The organism is Ureibacillus sinduriensis BLB-1 = JCM 15800 (genome assembly GCF_000772955.1).
Taxonomy (GTDB): Bacteria; Bacillota; Bacilli; order Bacillales_A; family Planococcaceae; genus Ureibacillus; species Ureibacillus sinduriensis.
The window spans coordinates 35,699-51,163 of the sequence record NZ_JPVO01000037.1 but is presented as its reverse complement, the minus strand read 5'-3'; the positions used below and the strand labels follow the sequence as shown (position 1 = coordinate 51,163).

The following is a 15,465-nucleotide window of genomic DNA, read 5'->3' as shown; positions in this document are numbered from 1 at the left end:
GGACGTCGCTAGGCATATAGAAACCACTGAGTAGTCAGTGGTTTTTTATTGTTGTTAATTTGTCAAATTAAGTGCAACAGTTCTTCCTGAAACGTCTCGTGTGCAGTTTTCCATCGAAGGCATTTCCTTGGGCGATGGTTGATTAAGTTTAGTGCTTGTTCCAATTCATCAGTTGTTACATGATCAAAATTAGTTTTCTTAGGAAAGAACTCCCGTAATAAACCATTTCCATTTTCGTTACTACCACGTTGCCAAGAAGAATATGCATCTGCGAAATATACTTGGATATTTAAATCCTTTTCAAGATCCTTGTAACAACTGAATTCTTTTCCTCGATCTGTTGTAGCGGATTGGATGGCACCTTTCGGCAACTCTTCGTATAACGCGATTTTTCTAATTGAATATCCTAATTGAAGTGGAGTTTCTATTTTCGCACGTTCCAATATGGTAAGATGTTTATAGCTCATAACGATTTCCTCCGTTTAAATGTTTGTGTGGTAACTACATTTTACACGAGGTCGTTATGGGCTTCTTTTTATTTATCTTAGGTGTTGCACTTAATATTACAATTCGTCATTGTAAAAAAGCCGAAAACTAAATAGGAATCGATGGGCAGCTCCTGTCGCTTAATAAAGGAAGATCAAAAATCCCAGTGTCTTTAATTGGAAAAGGATGAAATAGATATTGAATCATTTCTGAAAGGGTCCTTACCCCATTCACTAATGTTTTCGCTATAATAGAGATAATAAATGAACGGAGTGAGAAGATGAAAAGGGAAAGACCGATTGTTTCAGCTCTGCAAAAGTTTACTGGGCAAAAACCTATGAGTTGGCATGTTCCGGGACATAAAAGTGGTCTATTATCAAACTTACCAAGTACAATCAAGGAAGCACTTACATATGATTTAACAGAATTAACGGGGTTGGATGATTATCATCACCCTGAGGAGGCTATTGCGCAGGCTGAAACACTTTTAGCTGGGACATACCAAACGAGCAGGAGTTTTTTCTTAGTAAATGGCTCTACGGTGGGAAACCTGGCAATGATTTATGCAACTTGTAAACGAAATGAAAAGGTTATTGTGCAAAGAAATGCACATAAATCTATTTTCCATGCCTTGGAATTGGTTGGTGCAAAGGCAATATATGTTTCACCGCTCTGGGATGAGGCGACAAAAACTGCAGGTGCTGTTCCAACTACTACATTGGAGGAAGCATTACTGCTACATCCTGATGCGAAAGCAGTTGTTATAACTTATCCAACATACTATGGGGTAGCAAGCAAAGAACTGGAGCATCAAATTCAATTGTGTCATGAACTGAAGATACCTGTGCTTGTTGACGAGGCGCATGGAGCCCACTTTATTGCAAGTAATGCTTTTCCACCATCGGCCGTACAATTAGGAGCAGATGTCGTTGTTCAATCTGCACATAAAACACTTCCTGCCATGACCATGTCCTCGTTTCTCCATGTCAACTCAGAATTGATTCATGAAGAAAATATCAATCATTATTTAAGAATGCTACAATCAAGCAGTCCATCATACTTGCTTCTTGCTTCTTTAGATGATGCACGGGACTATATAGATAGTTATTTGGAAAGTGATGCAAACTATTTCAAAGAAAAACGATACCAGTGGGTTGAAGCATTGCGTTCAATAGAACCTTTACAAGTCATAGAAGTAGAGGACCCATTGAAGCTATTATTGCGCTTCCCAGGTTATACAGGGTTTCAGCTGAAGGAAGCGCTTGAACAACAAGGGCTATTTGTTGAACTTGCTGATTCATACCAAGTACTCTTTGTTTTGCCCCTATTAAAACATGGACAAACTTATCCATTTGCGGAAGCGCGCATAAGAATAAAAGAGGCCATTATTAACTTAAGGAAAAAAGGGGTAACTACTATACATACGGTTGCATCGCCAAATGAATATACAACCGTTTCAATACCAGAGTACTCTTATGATGAGTTGGACCAACTTGAAAAGGAATGGATACCGTATATGCGGGCAATTGGCCGGGTAGCTGCAAATATGCTTATTCCATACCCACCTGGAATACCTTTATTCTTGCCAGGTGAAAAAATTACAGTGGCAAAATTAAGCCAACTAGAGGAGTTGCTTGCACTAGGTGCTGCTTTTCAGGGGCAACATCGCCTGGATGAAAAGCTCATTCGTGTCATAAAGTAACAATCGGAGGAATATAGAAATGAAAAGCAACTTATTTATTACATTTGAAGGACCAGAAGGAGCCGGAAAAACGACAGTTTTAAACCGGGTCGCTGAACGGCTACGTGAGCAAGAGATTGATGTTTTAGCAACCCGCGAACCAGGTGGAATTGAAATTGCGGAGAAAATTCGAGAAGTGATTTTAAACCCCGCAAATACAGCGATGGATGAGCGAACAGAAGCATTATTGTATGCAGCTGCCAGAAGCCAGCATTTTTTTGAAAAAGTGGAGCCCGCTATGAAACAAGGCAAGCTGGTATTGTGTGATCGTTTTATTGACTCATCATTAGCCTATCAAGGTTATGCTCGTGGAATTGGTATGGACGAGGTATTATCCATAAATGAATTCGCTATTGGGAAACATATGCCGAATTTAACGATATTATTTGATTTAAACCCGGCAGTTGGACTAGCCCGCATTCATGCACACAATGAGCGGGAGTTGAATAGACTTGATGTTGAGAGCTTATCATTTCATGAAAAGGTAAGGGAAGGTTATCATGAAGTAGTAAAACGTTATCCCGATAGAATTAAAGTAGTAAATGCCGATCAGTCTGTGGAGAGAGTAGTAGAAGATGTTTGGCAACTTGTAAGTAAGTCACTAGAAGAAAAGTAAATGAAGTAGGTTATTATGTATGCTATAATATAAACACCAATTCAATATATGGGAGTGAGTGCGGATGAAGTTAGTAGTTGCAGTCGTTCAGGACCAAGATAGTAATAGGTTGTCTAGCGCGTTAACTAAAAATAATTTTCGTGCAACAAAATTAGCAAGTACGGGTGGTTTTTTACGTTCAGGAAATACAACATTTATCGTTGGGACAGAGGATGCATTAATTCCTCAATTGCTTGATATAATTCGAGATAATTGCCGTTCCCGCGAACAAATGGTGTCGCCTGTTTCTCCTTTAGGCGGCAATGCAGACTCTTATATCCCGTACCCCATTGAAGTTGAAGTTGGGGGAGCAACAGTATTTGTATTACCAATCGAACAATTCCACCATTTCTAACCTTAATAAGCAATAATTACTTTATAGTTCAGCCATTAAAGTATTGTAGAATTTATATAGTATGATTTTTAACAGGTAAAAAAGTTTTGCCATAGCGCTTGTGCTAAATGATATAAACTTTAGGCACTTACGCTACTAGGTTTTGCGATAGGTGGAGGCGAAAGGTATTGAAGATAAATCAAGATTTGCGTGTAGGTTTAAAAACGAATCATCATGATGTCAAACAGCCGAACCAATCCGGAAATCGCTTTAGTGAAGTGCTTGTCAAACAAGGATCAAAGCTGCAAACTGAGCAGTTAACCAGGTTAATGGGCGATATCTCAGCAGCGGGAGACCGCGTAGCAAGATCTCGTAACTTGAGGGAATTGACTCGATTTAAAATGCTGATTAAACGTTTTCTGCAGGAAGCTGTTGAATATGGCCTTGATATGAAGCAAACCCATACATGGAATCGCTTCGGGGAAGGACGTCGCCTAAAGATTGTTGAAACGATTGATGAGCGATTGGTAGAACTTGCACAAGATATTTTAAGTGAAGAGAAAAGCTCCATCGATTTGCTTGATAAAATTGGTGAAATTAAAGGATTGTTAGTTAATTTATATATGTAAAACCCGTGTCTACTTACTTTCCTGTGTGGGACACGGGGTTTTTTCTAAGAAAAAGTTATATTGGGGAAACTTGATTTCATTCATAAATGTACTGTAAGAGAAAAAGGTGAAAAAAGTGGTAGAAAATGTGGAAGAGCTAAAGGTTTTACAGCCAGTAGTAATGAAGCAATTACAAACGATTTTTGAAAAGAATAGAACCGGACATGCGTACATATTTGATGGTGAAAAAGGGACGGGTAAAAAGGAAATCGCACTGTTCTTCATAAAACTACTTTTATGTCTGAACCCGTCGAAAAATGTTCCATGTGAAACATGTCGAAACTGCAAACGGATTGAAACCGGGAATCACCCAAATGTAAAACAAATAGAGCCTGACGGGCAATTTATCAAAATCGACCAAATTCGAGACCTTATCTCTGGAATGACAAAGACAAGCATGGAAGCGGGACGTAAAATTTATGTTCTCCATCATGCAGATCGTATGAATACTTCTTCCGCCAATACATTGCTTAAATTTTTAGAAGAGCCTGAGGGAAGTGTGACAGCCATTTTGCTGACGGAAAGCTATCAGTCAATCTTGCCGACGATACAGTCGCGTTGCCAGCATATAAAATTTGCCGCAATTCCGCGAGAGTTTTTATTAAAGCAACTTCAAGAACAAGGTATTACTTTTTCGATGGCATCTACGGTGAGTATGTTGACAAATAATTTGGAAACAGCAATTTCATTGGCACATGATGAGCAGTTTGCACATGCAAGAAAAACAGTGTTAAAATTAGTAGAGACAGTCAGGAAAAATGTCCATGAGGCATTATTGGTTGTCTATGAAGATTGGCTGCTTTCCTTTAAAGAAAAAGAGGAGATAGAACGAGCCTTAGACTTACTACTTTTCGCATATCGTGATATTGTAGCTATAAAGGCGAATCCTCAAAGCTCTTGTACATATCCAGACATGGTACAAAGTTGGAAGGAGATTGCGTTACACACAACGTATGATCGTTTGTCGGACCAATTGCAAGCAATTTTGCAAGCAAGACAAAATTTGCAACGCAATATGAATCGGTCGCTTTTGATGGAGCAGCTAATGCTGAATCTGCAGGAGGGGTATACATTTGTATAATGTAGTAGGAGTCCGTTTTAAAAAAGCGGGTAAAATATATTATTTTGACCCCGGTGAATTTCTACTGGAAATTGGACAGTATGTCATAGTAGAAACAGCAAGAGGGGTCGAATATGGAAAGATAGTCGTTCCAATGAAGCAGGTTGGGGAAAATGATGTTGTTTTGCCGCTAAAACAAGTATTACGTCCAGCAGATGAACGAGATCAAATCCAAGTTGATGAAAATAGGCAAGAATCACAGCGAGCTTTTGAACTAGCCAACACTAAAATTAGTGAACATAAGTTGGAGATGAAGCTAGTTGATGTCGAATATACATTTGATCGCAATAAAATTATCTTTTACTTCACGGCAGAAGGAAGAGTGGACTTTAGGGAATTGGTAAAAGACCTTGCTTCCATTTTCCGCACACGTATCGAACTGCGTCAAATTGGCGTGCGGGATGAAGCGAAACTGCTTGGCGGTATTGGTCCTTGTGGTAGAATGCTTTGCTGTTCAACTTTTTTAGGTGATTTTGATCCAGTCTCCATTAAAATGGCGAAGGATCAAAACTTATCATTAAACCCGACGAAAATTTCTGGACTTTGTGGTCGTCTCATGTGTTGTCTTAAGTATGAAAATGACGATTATGAAAATGCAAAGGAAGGGATGCCTGACATCGGGGATTCGACAATGACACCAGATGGACCGGGTAAAGTTGTAGGCATTAATGTATTGGAGCGATTGATTCAAGTCTTCTTAGAAGAGCAGGTACGCACTGTTGAATATACATTGGAAGAAATTATTGAATGTGAGAAGAATTTGATTTAGATAAACAATGGGGTGGCTTTCTAGTGAAGGACCGTAATTTCTTAGATACTGTTATGGAATTCGAACAACAGCTCGAATTGCTACAGCAACAATACAACGATTTAAAAAAATATGTTGCACATATGGTGGAAGATCATCAAGCAATCCAAACGGAAAACCTTCACCTACGTAGACGTCTAGAAGAGCTTTTATCTACAGATTCTACTGAAGAGAGTAGCAACGAAGAGAAAGTAAGCTTACTAGATATTGGCGAGGGCTATGATAATTTAGCGCGTCTATACCAGGAAGGTTTCCATGTTTGCCATGTACATTTTGGCGGTTCTCGAAAAGGTGAAGATTGTTTATTTTGCCTATCGTTTCTAAATAAACAAAATGCATAAATTCTCTCTTTAAGTAGGCTGATACCATTTAATGTGGTGTCAGCCTTTTCTTTTGTTTAATTTTTATTAATTCCTTTTTGATAGTACAATAATAATAAAAGCAAAAAATTCAGGTAAAAAACATTGTTACTGACAAAGTATCAAAATACATGTGGATAGACGAATACATAGCACTTTTAAAGTGGGCATCATCAAGCTATAAGATGATTAATGAGGAGGTTTTTTATGGAGCATTGGTTAAAAGAAGATGAACGATTGGACTATTTATTGGCAGAGGATCTTCGGATCATTCAAAGCCCTTCTGTATTTTCATTTTCATTGGATGCGGTGTTACTATCGAGGTTTGTCAATGTACCATTAAACAAAGGGAAGATTGTCGACCTTTGTTCGGGGAATGGTGTTATTCCACTGTTTCTGAGTGCCAGAACAAAAGCTGAGATTATTGGTGTTGAATTGCAAGAACGTCTATTTGATATGGCAGAACGCAGTATAAAATACAATGGGTTAGAAAAGCAGATTCAAATGGTTCATGGAGATGTAAAAGTCGTACCATCCCAGCTGGGAATAGAGAAATACGACGTTGTGACATGCAATCCCCCGTATTTTTTATCTCATGAACTGAGTGAGAAGAATGTCAGTGAACATTATGCCATCGCACGCCATGAACTATATCTTACATTAGAAGAAGCGGTGGAGTCGGCAAGCAAATTACTGAAACAGGGGGGAAAGGCTGCATTTGTTCACCGACCAGGTAGACTTCTTGATATCGTAACAGCGATGCGGGCACATCGTCTCGAACCGAAACGCATCCGTTTTGTCTATCCGAAGTTCGGTAAGGAAGCGAACACATTGTTGATAGAAGGTATTAAAGATGGGAAACCAGATTTGAAGATATTACCACCACTATATGTATATAATGATAACAATGAGTATACGGATGAAGTGAGTGAGATACTTTATGGAGACAAAAAATAACCATTACTTTTATGTTCTAGAATGTGCAAATCAATCGCTCTATGCAGGGTATACAAATAATCTAGAAAAACGGGTTGCCACCCATAATGCCGGCAAGGGAGCAAAATATACAAAAGCACATTTACCTGTGAAATGCGTTTATTTTGAAACCTATGAAACAAAGCATGAGGCAATGCGTGCGGAATATGCATTTAAACAATTAAAACGCAGTGAGAAATTGAAGTACATTGGAGGGCACCAACATGAAATCACAAAAAAGTAGTCAACATGAACAAGGAAGCTGTTTATATTTAGTGGCAACGCCGATAGGAAATTTGGAAGATATGACAGTACGTGCGCTGAGAATATTAAAAGAAGTGGACGTGATTGCAGCAGAAGATACTAGAAATACGAAGAAACTATGTAATTATTTCGAAATTCAAACGCCACTTGTGAGCTATCACGAACATAATCTTGAACAAGGTGGAGAGAAGCTTCTAAGTTATTTAAGGGATGGGAAATCTGTTGCCTTGGTTAGTGATGCCGGACTGCCTTGTATCTCGGATCCGGGTGCAGATATTGTAGTGAAGGCGATTGAGGAAGATTTTGCGGTTGTACCAGTGCCTGGGGCCAATGCAGCTTTAACCGCGTTAATTGCATCAGGCCTTGCCCCTCAGCCTTTCTATTTCTTTGGGTTTTTAAATCGCCAAAAGAAAGAACGCAGATTACAGTTAGAGAAGTTAGCAAAACGCGAAGAAACGATGATTTTCTATGAAGCGCCCCATCGACTAAAAGAAACATTAAAAGATTTGGAACTTGTTTTAGGGGATCGGAAGATTGTATTGGCACGGGAACTGACAAAGAAATTTGAAGAATTTCTCCGGGGAACTATTTCCGAGGCACTCAGTTGGGTAACGGAAAATGAAATTCGTGGCGAGTTTTGTGTGATATTGGAGGGGAACGTAAACGGAGAGGTGGAGGAAGAAGAAACCGCCTATTGGACAGACCTTTCCATTGTCGAACACGTTGATCATTTAATAGAAGAAAATCAAATGAACTCAAAAGATGCCGTAAAAGAGGTAGCAAGATTAAGAGGCGTAGCCAAGCGGGATGTATATCAGCAGTATCACGTATAATATCAAGAATTTATAATAAACAGGTGGCTTTGCTGTGAGGCATTAGTATTGAGCATATGTAAGACAAAAAGGAGGATCTCATCCACTATGAGACCTCCTTTTTGAAATAAGGTTATAATGACAAAGAAAACGGCTCCCGCAATTTTCTGGCGAAAGTCGTATTTTTCTCATCTATTATTTTGCAAAGTGTTGTTGGATTTCTTTTACTAAAATTTCCGCACCTTCTGGACTTAAGATTAATTTTCCACCAGCAAGACGGAAATTCTCGTCTGAAACTTCCCCAGTCACAGCACAAGTCATGTTAGGCATGTATTTTTTTAGAATGATTTTATCGTCATCAACGTAAATTTCCAATGCATCTTTTTCTGCAATTCCTAGTGTACGACGGAGTTCAATAGGAATAACTACACGTCCTAATTCATCTACTTTACGAACGATACCTGTTGATTTCATGACAATATTTCCTCCTATATTTTGTATAATATATTTTACATTCGTCAAAATTCGACATATTTTGTCTTTCTGAATAGAATCATACCAAGTAATACCATATACGTCAATTATTTAGTATTAATGCCTGAAACTTGATGTGAACAGGTTGTGAACATTATTATAGATAAATGAGCTTTATCATCTATAAATAGGTTTAATTGGAGATTATTAATATAAAATATAATTTGTAGTGGGAAAGTTTTAGTAATTTTACACCTTTTTCTAATTATATTTTTCGACAAAACCCAGTAATAATATTCTTTCATTGAAACAATTTTCTTACTTCGATAAAATAAACTTTATACAGTTGACAATGGAGGCCAATTTACGTGAACGAAAAGAACACATTTTATATAACAACCCCAATTTATTATCCAAGTGGTAAATTTCATATCGGTACCGCTTACACAACAGTCGCATCGGATACAATTTCACGCTACAAACGTTTAAGAGGATATGATGTTCGCTTTTTAACAGGGATGGACGAGCACGGACAGAAAATTCAGGAAAAGGCTGAAGAAGCGGGCAAACATCCTCAAGACTATGTTAATGAAATTGCGGATAGTGCCAAAAAGCTCTGGGCTTTAATGGATATCTCGTATGATGATTTTATTCAAACTACACAAGATCGGCATAAAAAGAGTGTAGAAAAAATTTTCCAGAAGTTTTTGGATAATGGCGATATTTATAAAGGTGAGTATGAGGGATGGTATTGCACGCCTTGTGAATCCTTCTATACGGATACACAATTGGAGGATGGAAACTGCCCGGACTGCGGAAGACCGGTTCACAAAGTTAAAGAGGAATCCTACTTCTTCAATATGAAGAAATATTCAGAACGCCTACTACAATATTATGAAGAGAATGTTGAATTCATCGAACCGGAATCACGTAAAAACGAAATGATCAACAACTTTATTAAACCGGGATTAGAAGATCTTTCTGTTTCGCGAACTTCTTTTGACTGGGGTATTAAAGTTCCAGGCGATCCGAGACATGTGATTTATGTTTGGGTGGATGCACTGACAAACTATATTACCGCATTAGGTTATGGTTCCGATAATGAAGAACTATTCAACAAATATTGGCCGGCAGATGTGCATGTAGTAGGAAAAGATATTGTGCGATTCCACACGATTTACTGGCCAATTTTCTTAATGGCTTTGGACTTGCCATTACCGAAAAAGGTATTTGCTCATGGCTTTATTATGATGAAAGACGGGAAAATGTCGAAATCAAAAGGAAATGTTGTATACCCAGAAATGCTAATCGAACGGTATGGATTGGATGCAACTCGTTATTTCCTTCTTCGTGAACTGCCATTCGGTGCAGATGGTGTATTTTCTCCTGAGTCCTTCGTTGAGCGGACGAACTTCGATTTAGCAAATGATTTAGGAAATTTATTGAACCGAACAGTATCCATGATGAATAAGTATTTTGATGGGGTTATTCCGACTGAAAACCTGGTTGAAACAGAATTTGATACCGCTTTAAAGGTGCATGCAAAAGAAACACGCTTAATTTATGAAAAAAATATCGAAAAAATGCAATTTAGCGTTGTATTATCCGATGTTTGGTCACTTATTTCCCGTACAAACAAGTATATTGATGAAACTCAGCCTTGGGTTTTGGCAAGAGATGCGGAAAATAAAGGGAAATTGGCTTCTGTTATGTATAACTTAGCTGAAAGTCTACGACATATTGCTGTTATGCTGCAGCCATTTATGACTTCGACACCTAAGCAAATTGTCGAACAATTAGGCTTAAACGCGACTCATCTGAATTGGGAAACAATTGAAACATTCGGAAATACTATTTCAGCAAATATTAAAGTGGCAGAAAAAGGAACTCCCATTTTCCCGCGTCTAGATGTGGAAGTAGAAGTTGCTTATATTAGAGAACAAATGAGAGCATCCGTAAAAACATCTCAAACGGAAGAGAAAAAAGAAGAAGTAAGCGTACCGGAAGTACCCGAAATCACTATCGATGATTTCATGAGAGTGGACTTGCGGGTGGCTACGGTTACATCTTGCGAACCGGTCCCTAAAGCAGATAAATTGTTAAAACTTCAAGTTGATCTTGGTTATGAGCAACGCCAGGTTGTATCTGGAATTGCACAGTACTATAAACCTGAAGAGTTGGTGGGGCAAAAAGTGATTGTTGTGGCTAATTTAAAGCCGGTAAAACTTCGTGGTGAACTATCGCAGGGCATGATTCTGGCGGGGTCACAGGATGGTGTTTTAACACTCGCAACAGTTGATCCAAAACTTCAAAATGGCGCAAAAGTAAAATAACTTTTAATAATTAGGTAGCCTGTTGGACAAACTTCGTTCAACAGGCTTTTGATACGAAATCATTCTACCTAAAAAACTATATTATGATAACGAATTCATCAAAAACAACTGTCGAAATAGGGATTATTTACTAATATGAGTTAAAAACTGTATGATTTATGACATAAATCATACACCTTGTAATATTTCTGTAATTTTGTTGTCAACTAAGAAATGTTTAAATCCAATACAATAGGTTAGGAGAATCAAGATGTTTATAGATACACATGTCCATTTAAATGCAGATCAATATGATGATGATTTACAGCAAGTAATCGAGAGAGCAATTGAAGCGAAAGTTGAAAAAATGGTGGTAGTTGGGTTTGATCGAAAAACAATCGAAAGAGCCATGAAGCTTGCAGATGACTATGAATTTATCTACGCGGTAATTGGTTGGCACCCTGTTGATGCAATCGATTGCACACCTGAAGATTTAGAGTGGATAGAAGAACTTTCTGCTCATCCAAAAGTTGTCGGTATTGGCGAAACTGGTTTGGATTATTATTGGGATAAATCTCCAAAAGATTTACAACAGGAATTATTCCGAAAACAAATAGACCTAGCAAAAAGGGTGAAACTACCAATCATTATTCATAATCGCGAAGCAACTGGCGATGTTGTAAGGATATTACGTGAAGAAGATGCAGCATCCGTTGGGGGTGTCATGCATTGTTTCAGTGGAAGTGTTGAGACTGCTCGTGAATGTATTGATATGAATTTCATGATTAGTTTGGGTGGCCCGGTCACATTCAAAAATGCTCGACTACCCAAAGAGGTGGCGAAGGAGATTCCGCTTGAGCATTTGATGATTGAAACCGACGCACCATATCTAGCGCCACATCCATACCGAGGCAAGCGTAATGAACCGTCATTTGTGCCATTGGTTGCAGAAGAAATTGCTCGACAAAAAGAGCTTTCGGTTGATGAAGTTGCAAAAGCAACAACCTCAAATGCTATTAAATTTTTTAATCTCGATGAATAGATTTCCTAAATGCCTCCAATACTGCGTTTAGGAAGGCTTCGTTTAAATGGGCTAATTTCTTTAAAAAGTTAATTTGGTTGACAGCTAGAAAAGTAGTCCGTATAATCCAACGAGTGCTAAGGAGGCGTTTTTTTCATGTCAAAAATAATTTCCATGAAAAACTTGTTCCGAGGATCATTGAGGCGTAAGCAAACAGTTGTCGGTGCATTGTCACTGATTCTGTTTGTTTCGGTAGTATCATTCGTAGTATTTCAAGTCACCAAGGACTCGGTGGTAGTAAATGCAAACGGAAAAGAAGAAGAAATATTAACACACGCAAATACAGTAGGCGACCTTCTGGACTCGGAAGGTATCGTAATCACTCAATATGATAAAGTATCACCCTCACTGAATACAAAAATCGTTGATGGAATGACGATTGATTGGGAACAAGCAAGAGAAGTCACAATTTCAGTTGACGGAAGTCAGTCAAAGGTATGGACAACTGAAAGTAAAGTGAAGAACATTTTGGAAGAGGCAAATATCGAAGTAACAGAGCATGATAAAGTATCACTGGCTCTGGACGCAGAAGTAGGCGAGACTAACCAAATTGATATTCAAAAGGCGTTTCAGTTAACGCTTGTCGATGGTTTAGAAGAAAGACAAGTTTGGTCCACTTCGACTACGGTCGCTAACTTTTTGAAACAACAGGGAATTCAGCTTAATGAGTTTGATCGTGTTGAAAATGGTCTGGAGAAAGTTATTGCCCCAGAAGATAGAATCACAGTTGTTCGCGTAGAAAAGGTTACCGATGTAGTGGAAGAATCTATTGATTTCGCGGTGGAAACGAAATCAGACTCTTCATTGCTAAAAGGAAAAGAGAAAGTAATCACACAAGGCGAGGCAGGAAAAGTTGCACGTACTTATGAAATTACAAAGAAAAATGGTAAGGTAGTAGAAAAAGTAATAAAATCCGAAGAAGTGATTCAAAAACCGACTACGAAAGTAGTGGCAGTTGGAACTAAGGTTGTAACAGCATCTGTTTCGCGTAGTAAAAGTTCCGCTTCTAGCAGCAGTAAAGAGTTTTATGTAACCGCAACAGCTTACACAGCTAATTGCTCTGGCTGTTCAGGAGTGACCGCAACAGGTTTAGCCTTATCCGATGGCATGAAAGTGATCGCTGTAGACCCAAGTGTAATTCCATTAGGGACAAAAGTATGGGTTGAAGGGTACGGAAATGCAATTGCAGCAGATAAAGGCAGCGCCATTAAGGGGAATAAAATCGACGTATTTGTTGGTTCGGATGCCCAGGCGAATAGTTGGGGCCGCAAAAAAGTGCGCATTAAAATCTTAAATTAAACTATTAATATAAGAATAGTTTAGCATAATTCAATCGAAATGATGAAAGCCTTCCTGTGGACTTGCAGGGAGGCTTTTCTTTTTGAAAAACGCCTATAAGCGAATTCTTGTTAGTATAACTAACATCACCCCCATTAACGTATGAGAACGACGTCTAGTCACTTTTCATGTTATTATAGTCAGAGATTGCTTTAGAAGAGGGGTATATTTTTGAATATACGAGAAATCATTGTTGTAGAAGGAAAAGACGATACAACGGCGATTAAAAGAGCAGTAAATGCAGATACAATAGAAACGAATGGTTCTGCTATTTCCGAGGAAACAATCCGTCGCATTGCCCATGCACATTCAAAACGAGGCGTCATCGTTTTTACAGATCCCGATTACCCGGGACGTCGCATACGTGCAATAATTGAAGAAAGAGTTCCAGGTGTGAAGCATGCATTTTTGGCTAAGGAAAAAACGATTGCGAAAAATGGAAAAGGACTCGGTATTGAACATGCTCGCGATGAAGATATCCGTGATGCTTTAAGTCACGTATATACACCCAACGTCAATTTTAAGACGGATATAGATATTACTTTGGAAGATTTAATACTAGCCCGATTGATTGGACATCCCCAATCAAAACAACGTCGAAATCGTTTAGGAGAAATTCTGAATATAGGGATGACGAATGGTAAACAATTGCATAAACGACTTGCAATGTTTCAAATTACTGCAGAGCAATTCGGCCAGGCAGTAATCCAAATAGATCAGGAGGATCAAAATGAATAAAGATATCGCAACACCAATACGAACAAAAGAAATTTTAAATAAATACGGCTTTTCATTTAAAAAGAGCCTGGGACAAAACTTCCTAATCGATCCAAATATTTTGCGCAATATTGTTAGCCATGCAAACTTAACCGAAGCTAGTGGAGCAATTGAAATCGGACCAGGAATCGGCGCATTGACAGAGCATCTTGCACGAGCGGCGAAAAAGGTTGTTTCCTTTGAGATTGACCAACGACTATTACCGGTACTAGAAGATACACTAAGCCCATACAATAATGTTAAAATTGTGCATTCCGATATTTTAAAAGCGGACGTAGAAAAAGTTATAAAAGAAGAAATGTCAGGTATAGAAGATATCATGGTTGTGGCAAACTTACCTTATTACGTCACAACGCCAATTTTATTGAAATTGTTAAATGATCGTCTTCCAATACGAGGGTTTGTTGTAATGATGCAAAAAGAAGTAGCCGATCGTATTACGGCAAAACCAGGCACTAAAGAATATGGTTCACTTTCAATCGCCATTCAGTATTACGTAACTGCAGAAGTAGCGATGGTTGTGCCGAAAACTGTATTTATGCCGCAACCTAACGTTGATTCGGCGGTTATTCGTCTAATTAAGCATGATGAACCACCTGTAAAAGTAATAAATGAGGATTTTTTGTTCGAAGTGACAAGAGCTTCTTTTGCACAGCGCAGAAAAACAATCTTGAATAATTTGCAATCCGGGCTCCCTTCTGGAAAGGAAAAGAAAGGGCTTATACTGGATGCTCTTGAAAAGGCAGGTGTTGAACCAACGAGAAGAGGGGAAACTTTGTCCATCCAAGAATTCGGAAAACTGGCAGATGCACTCCATCCTTACTTTTGCAATGTACAATAATTTGAACTCGAATCTATAATCTATAATATTTATGTGATTTTTATATAAAAAAAGTTGACAAGGATATTTGTCTGCTGATAAAATATTATAATTTGTTGACAAATATCCATAACTGGGCTATAATATGGTGTAGTGAGGTGTATGCGAAATGCCAAAAACGTTAGCTGACATTAAGAAGTCTCTAGATTGTAATTTGGGTAAACGTTTGCGATTAAAAGCAAACGGAGGTCGCAAGAAAACGGTTGAGTGTGATGGAGTACTAAGTGACACATATCATGCAGTCTTTGTCGTAGAACTCGATCAAGAAGACAACGCATGTAAACGCGTTTCTTATAGCTACACAGATATTTTAACAGAAGCAGTAGAAATTACTTTTTTAGATGATGTACAGGTTGCCATTGCCAAATAGTTTTTATTTGT

The 15,465-nt window shown here is 38.3% G+C and carries 17 protein-coding genes and 1 pseudogene; 16 read left to right on the top strand and 2 right to left on the bottom strand.

Features of this window, described 5'->3' with window-relative positions; all coding sequences use genetic code 11:
- Positions 1–62: 62 nt before the first annotated feature.
- Positions 63–383: pseudogene (locus tag CD33_RS02600) on the bottom strand (IS30 family transposase); the annotation flags it as partial.
- Between the two features lie 383 nt (positions 384–766).
- On the opposite strand from CD33_RS02600, the gene CD33_RS02595 reads away from it, so the two are divergent.
- The 10 genes from CD33_RS02595 (at position 767) to rsmI (ending at position 8,243) form a co-directional block, all read left to right on the top strand.
- Positions 767–2,188 (top strand): aminotransferase class I/II-fold pyridoxal phosphate-dependent enzyme, encoded by a 1,422-nt coding sequence (locus CD33_RS02595; RefSeq protein ID WP_036197898.1) that lies wholly within the window; start codon positions 767–769, stop codon positions 2,186–2,188.
- Between the two features lie 19 nt (positions 2,189–2,207).
- A complete protein-coding gene (tmk, locus tag CD33_RS02590; RefSeq protein ID WP_036197897.1) occupies positions 2,208–2,843 on the top strand; it encodes a dTMP kinase in 636 nt (211 codons plus the stop codon).
- A 64-nt stretch (positions 2,844–2,907) separates the two neighbouring features.
- The gene (gene darA / locus CD33_RS02585; RefSeq protein WP_036197895.1) at positions 2,908–3,237 is read left to right on the top strand and encodes a cyclic di-AMP receptor DarA; all 330 of its coding nucleotides are present in this window, start codon (positions 2,908–2,910) and stop codon (positions 3,235–3,237) included.
- Between the two features lie 167 nt (positions 3,238–3,404).
- The gene (locus CD33_RS02580; protein WP_036197892.1) at positions 3,405–3,845 is read left to right on the top strand and encodes a YaaR family protein; all 441 of its coding nucleotides are present in this window, start codon (positions 3,405–3,407) and stop codon (positions 3,843–3,845) included.
- Between the two features lie 115 nt (positions 3,846–3,960).
- Positions 3,961–4,965: a DNA polymerase III subunit delta' gene (gene holB, locus CD33_RS02575; RefSeq protein WP_036197904.1), complete on the top strand. Its 1,005-nt coding sequence runs from the start codon at positions 3,961–3,963 to the stop codon at positions 4,963–4,965.
- Entirely contained in the window at positions 4,958–5,773 is an 816-nt protein-coding gene (locus tag CD33_RS02570; protein WP_036197890.1) for a PSP1 domain-containing protein, read from the top strand. The genes holB and CD33_RS02570 overlap by 8 nt, the downstream gene beginning before the upstream one ends.
- A gap of 23 nt (positions 5,774–5,796) precedes the next feature.
- Positions 5,797–6,153 carry a DNA replication initiation control protein YabA gene (gene yabA, locus CD33_RS02565; protein WP_036197889.1) on the top strand — a complete coding sequence of 119 codons (357 nt, stop codon included), beginning with the start codon at positions 5,797–5,799 and terminating at the stop codon, positions 6,151–6,153.
- A gap of 225 nt (positions 6,154–6,378) precedes the next feature.
- Complete coding sequence (locus tag CD33_RS02560; protein WP_036197887.1) at positions 6,379–7,128, top strand: tRNA1(Val) (adenine(37)-N6)-methyltransferase; 750 nt, start codon at positions 6,379–6,381, stop codon at positions 7,126–7,128.
- Positions 7,112–7,390: a GIY-YIG nuclease family protein gene (locus CD33_RS02555; protein ID WP_036197885.1), complete on the top strand. Its 279-nt coding sequence runs from the start codon at positions 7,112–7,114 to the stop codon at positions 7,388–7,390. Before CD33_RS02560 ends, CD33_RS02555 begins: the two co-directional genes overlap by 17 nt.
- Positions 7,371–8,243, top strand: coding sequence for a 16S rRNA (cytidine(1402)-2'-O)-methyltransferase (gene rsmI / locus CD33_RS02550; protein WP_036197883.1), 873 nt, complete (start codon positions 7,371–7,373; stop codon positions 8,241–8,243). Before CD33_RS02555 ends, rsmI begins: the two co-directional genes overlap by 20 nt.
- Before the next feature lie 174 nt (positions 8,244–8,417).
- On the opposite strand, the gene abrB is transcribed toward rsmI, so the two are convergent.
- The gene (gene abrB / locus CD33_RS02545; protein ID WP_036197882.1) at positions 8,418–8,696 is read right to left on the bottom strand and encodes a transition state genes transcriptional regulator AbrB; all 279 of its coding nucleotides are present in this window, start codon (positions 8,694–8,696) and stop codon (positions 8,418–8,420) included.
- Between the two features lie 368 nt (positions 8,697–9,064).
- Between abrB and metG the strand changes: the two genes are divergently transcribed.
- The 6 genes from metG (at position 9,065) to veg (ending at position 15,454) form a co-directional block, all read left to right on the top strand.
- Positions 9,065–11,029 (top strand): methionine--tRNA ligase, encoded by a 1,965-nt coding sequence (metG, locus tag CD33_RS02540; protein WP_036197880.1) that lies wholly within the window; start codon positions 9,065–9,067, stop codon positions 11,027–11,029.
- Positions 11,030–11,279: 250 nt separating this feature from the next.
- Positions 11,280–12,050: a TatD family hydrolase gene (locus CD33_RS02535; RefSeq protein WP_036197878.1), complete on the top strand. Its 771-nt coding sequence runs from the start codon at positions 11,280–11,282 to the stop codon at positions 12,048–12,050.
- A 135-nt stretch (positions 12,051–12,185) separates the two neighbouring features.
- Positions 12,186–13,388 carry a G5 and 3D domain-containing protein gene (locus CD33_RS02530; protein WP_036197876.1) on the top strand — a complete coding sequence of 401 codons (1,203 nt, stop codon included), beginning with the start codon at positions 12,186–12,188 and terminating at the stop codon, positions 13,386–13,388.
- Positions 13,389–13,598: 210 nt separating this feature from the next.
- Complete coding sequence (gene rnmV, locus CD33_RS02525) at positions 13,599–14,165, top strand: ribonuclease M5 (RefSeq protein ID WP_036197875.1); 567 nt, start codon at positions 13,599–13,601, stop codon at positions 14,163–14,165.
- On the top strand, positions 14,158–15,045 hold the full coding sequence (gene rsmA, locus CD33_RS02520; protein WP_036197873.1) for a 16S rRNA (adenine(1518)-N(6)/adenine(1519)-N(6))-dimethyltransferase RsmA: 888 nt from the start codon (positions 14,158–14,160) through the stop codon (positions 15,043–15,045). Before rnmV ends, rsmA begins: the two co-directional genes overlap by 8 nt.
- A 148-nt stretch (positions 15,046–15,193) precedes the next feature.
- A complete protein-coding gene (gene veg / locus CD33_RS02515) occupies positions 15,194–15,454 on the top strand; it encodes a biofilm formation stimulator Veg (RefSeq protein ID WP_036197871.1) in 261 nt (86 codons plus the stop codon).
- Positions 15,455–15,465: the final 11 nt, after the last annotated feature.

Excerpts from the sequence above, each read along its gene's own strand:
- tmk (WP_036197897.1), top strand. The coding sequence starts at position 2,208 with ATGAAAAGCAACTTATTTATTACATTTGAAGGACCAGAAGGAGCCGGA.
- CD33_RS02595 (WP_036197898.1), top strand. The coding sequence starts at position 767 with ATGAAAAGGGAAAGACCGATTGTTTCAGCTCTGCAAAAGTTTACTGGG.
- CD33_RS02560 (WP_036197887.1), top strand. The coding sequence starts at position 6,379 with ATGGAGCATTGGTTAAAAGAAGATGAACGATTGGACTATTTATTGGCA.
- CD33_RS02530 (WP_036197876.1), top strand. The coding sequence starts at position 12,186 with ATGTCAAAAATAATTTCCATGAAAAACTTGTTCCGAGGATCATTGAGG.
- darA (WP_036197895.1), top strand. The coding sequence starts at position 2,908 with ATGAAGTTAGTAGTTGCAGTCGTTCAGGACCAAGATAGTAATAGGTTG.
- rsmA (WP_036197873.1), top strand. The coding sequence starts at position 14,158 with ATGAATAAAGATATCGCAACACCAATACGAACAAAAGAAATTTTAAAT.
- CD33_RS02535 (WP_036197878.1), top strand. The coding sequence starts at position 11,280 with ATGTTTATAGATACACATGTCCATTTAAATGCAGATCAATATGATGAT.
- abrB (WP_036197882.1), bottom strand. The coding sequence starts at position 8,696 with ATGAAATCAACAGGTATCGTTCGTAAAGTAGATGAATTAGGACGTGTA.
- rsmI (WP_036197883.1), top strand. The coding sequence starts at position 7,371 with ATGAAATCACAAAAAAGTAGTCAACATGAACAAGGAAGCTGTTTATAT.
- CD33_RS02555 (WP_036197885.1), top strand. The coding sequence starts at position 7,112 with ATGGAGACAAAAAATAACCATTACTTTTATGTTCTAGAATGTGCAAAT.
- veg (WP_036197871.1), top strand. The coding sequence starts at position 15,194 with ATGCCAAAAACGTTAGCTGACATTAAGAAGTCTCTAGATTGTAATTTG.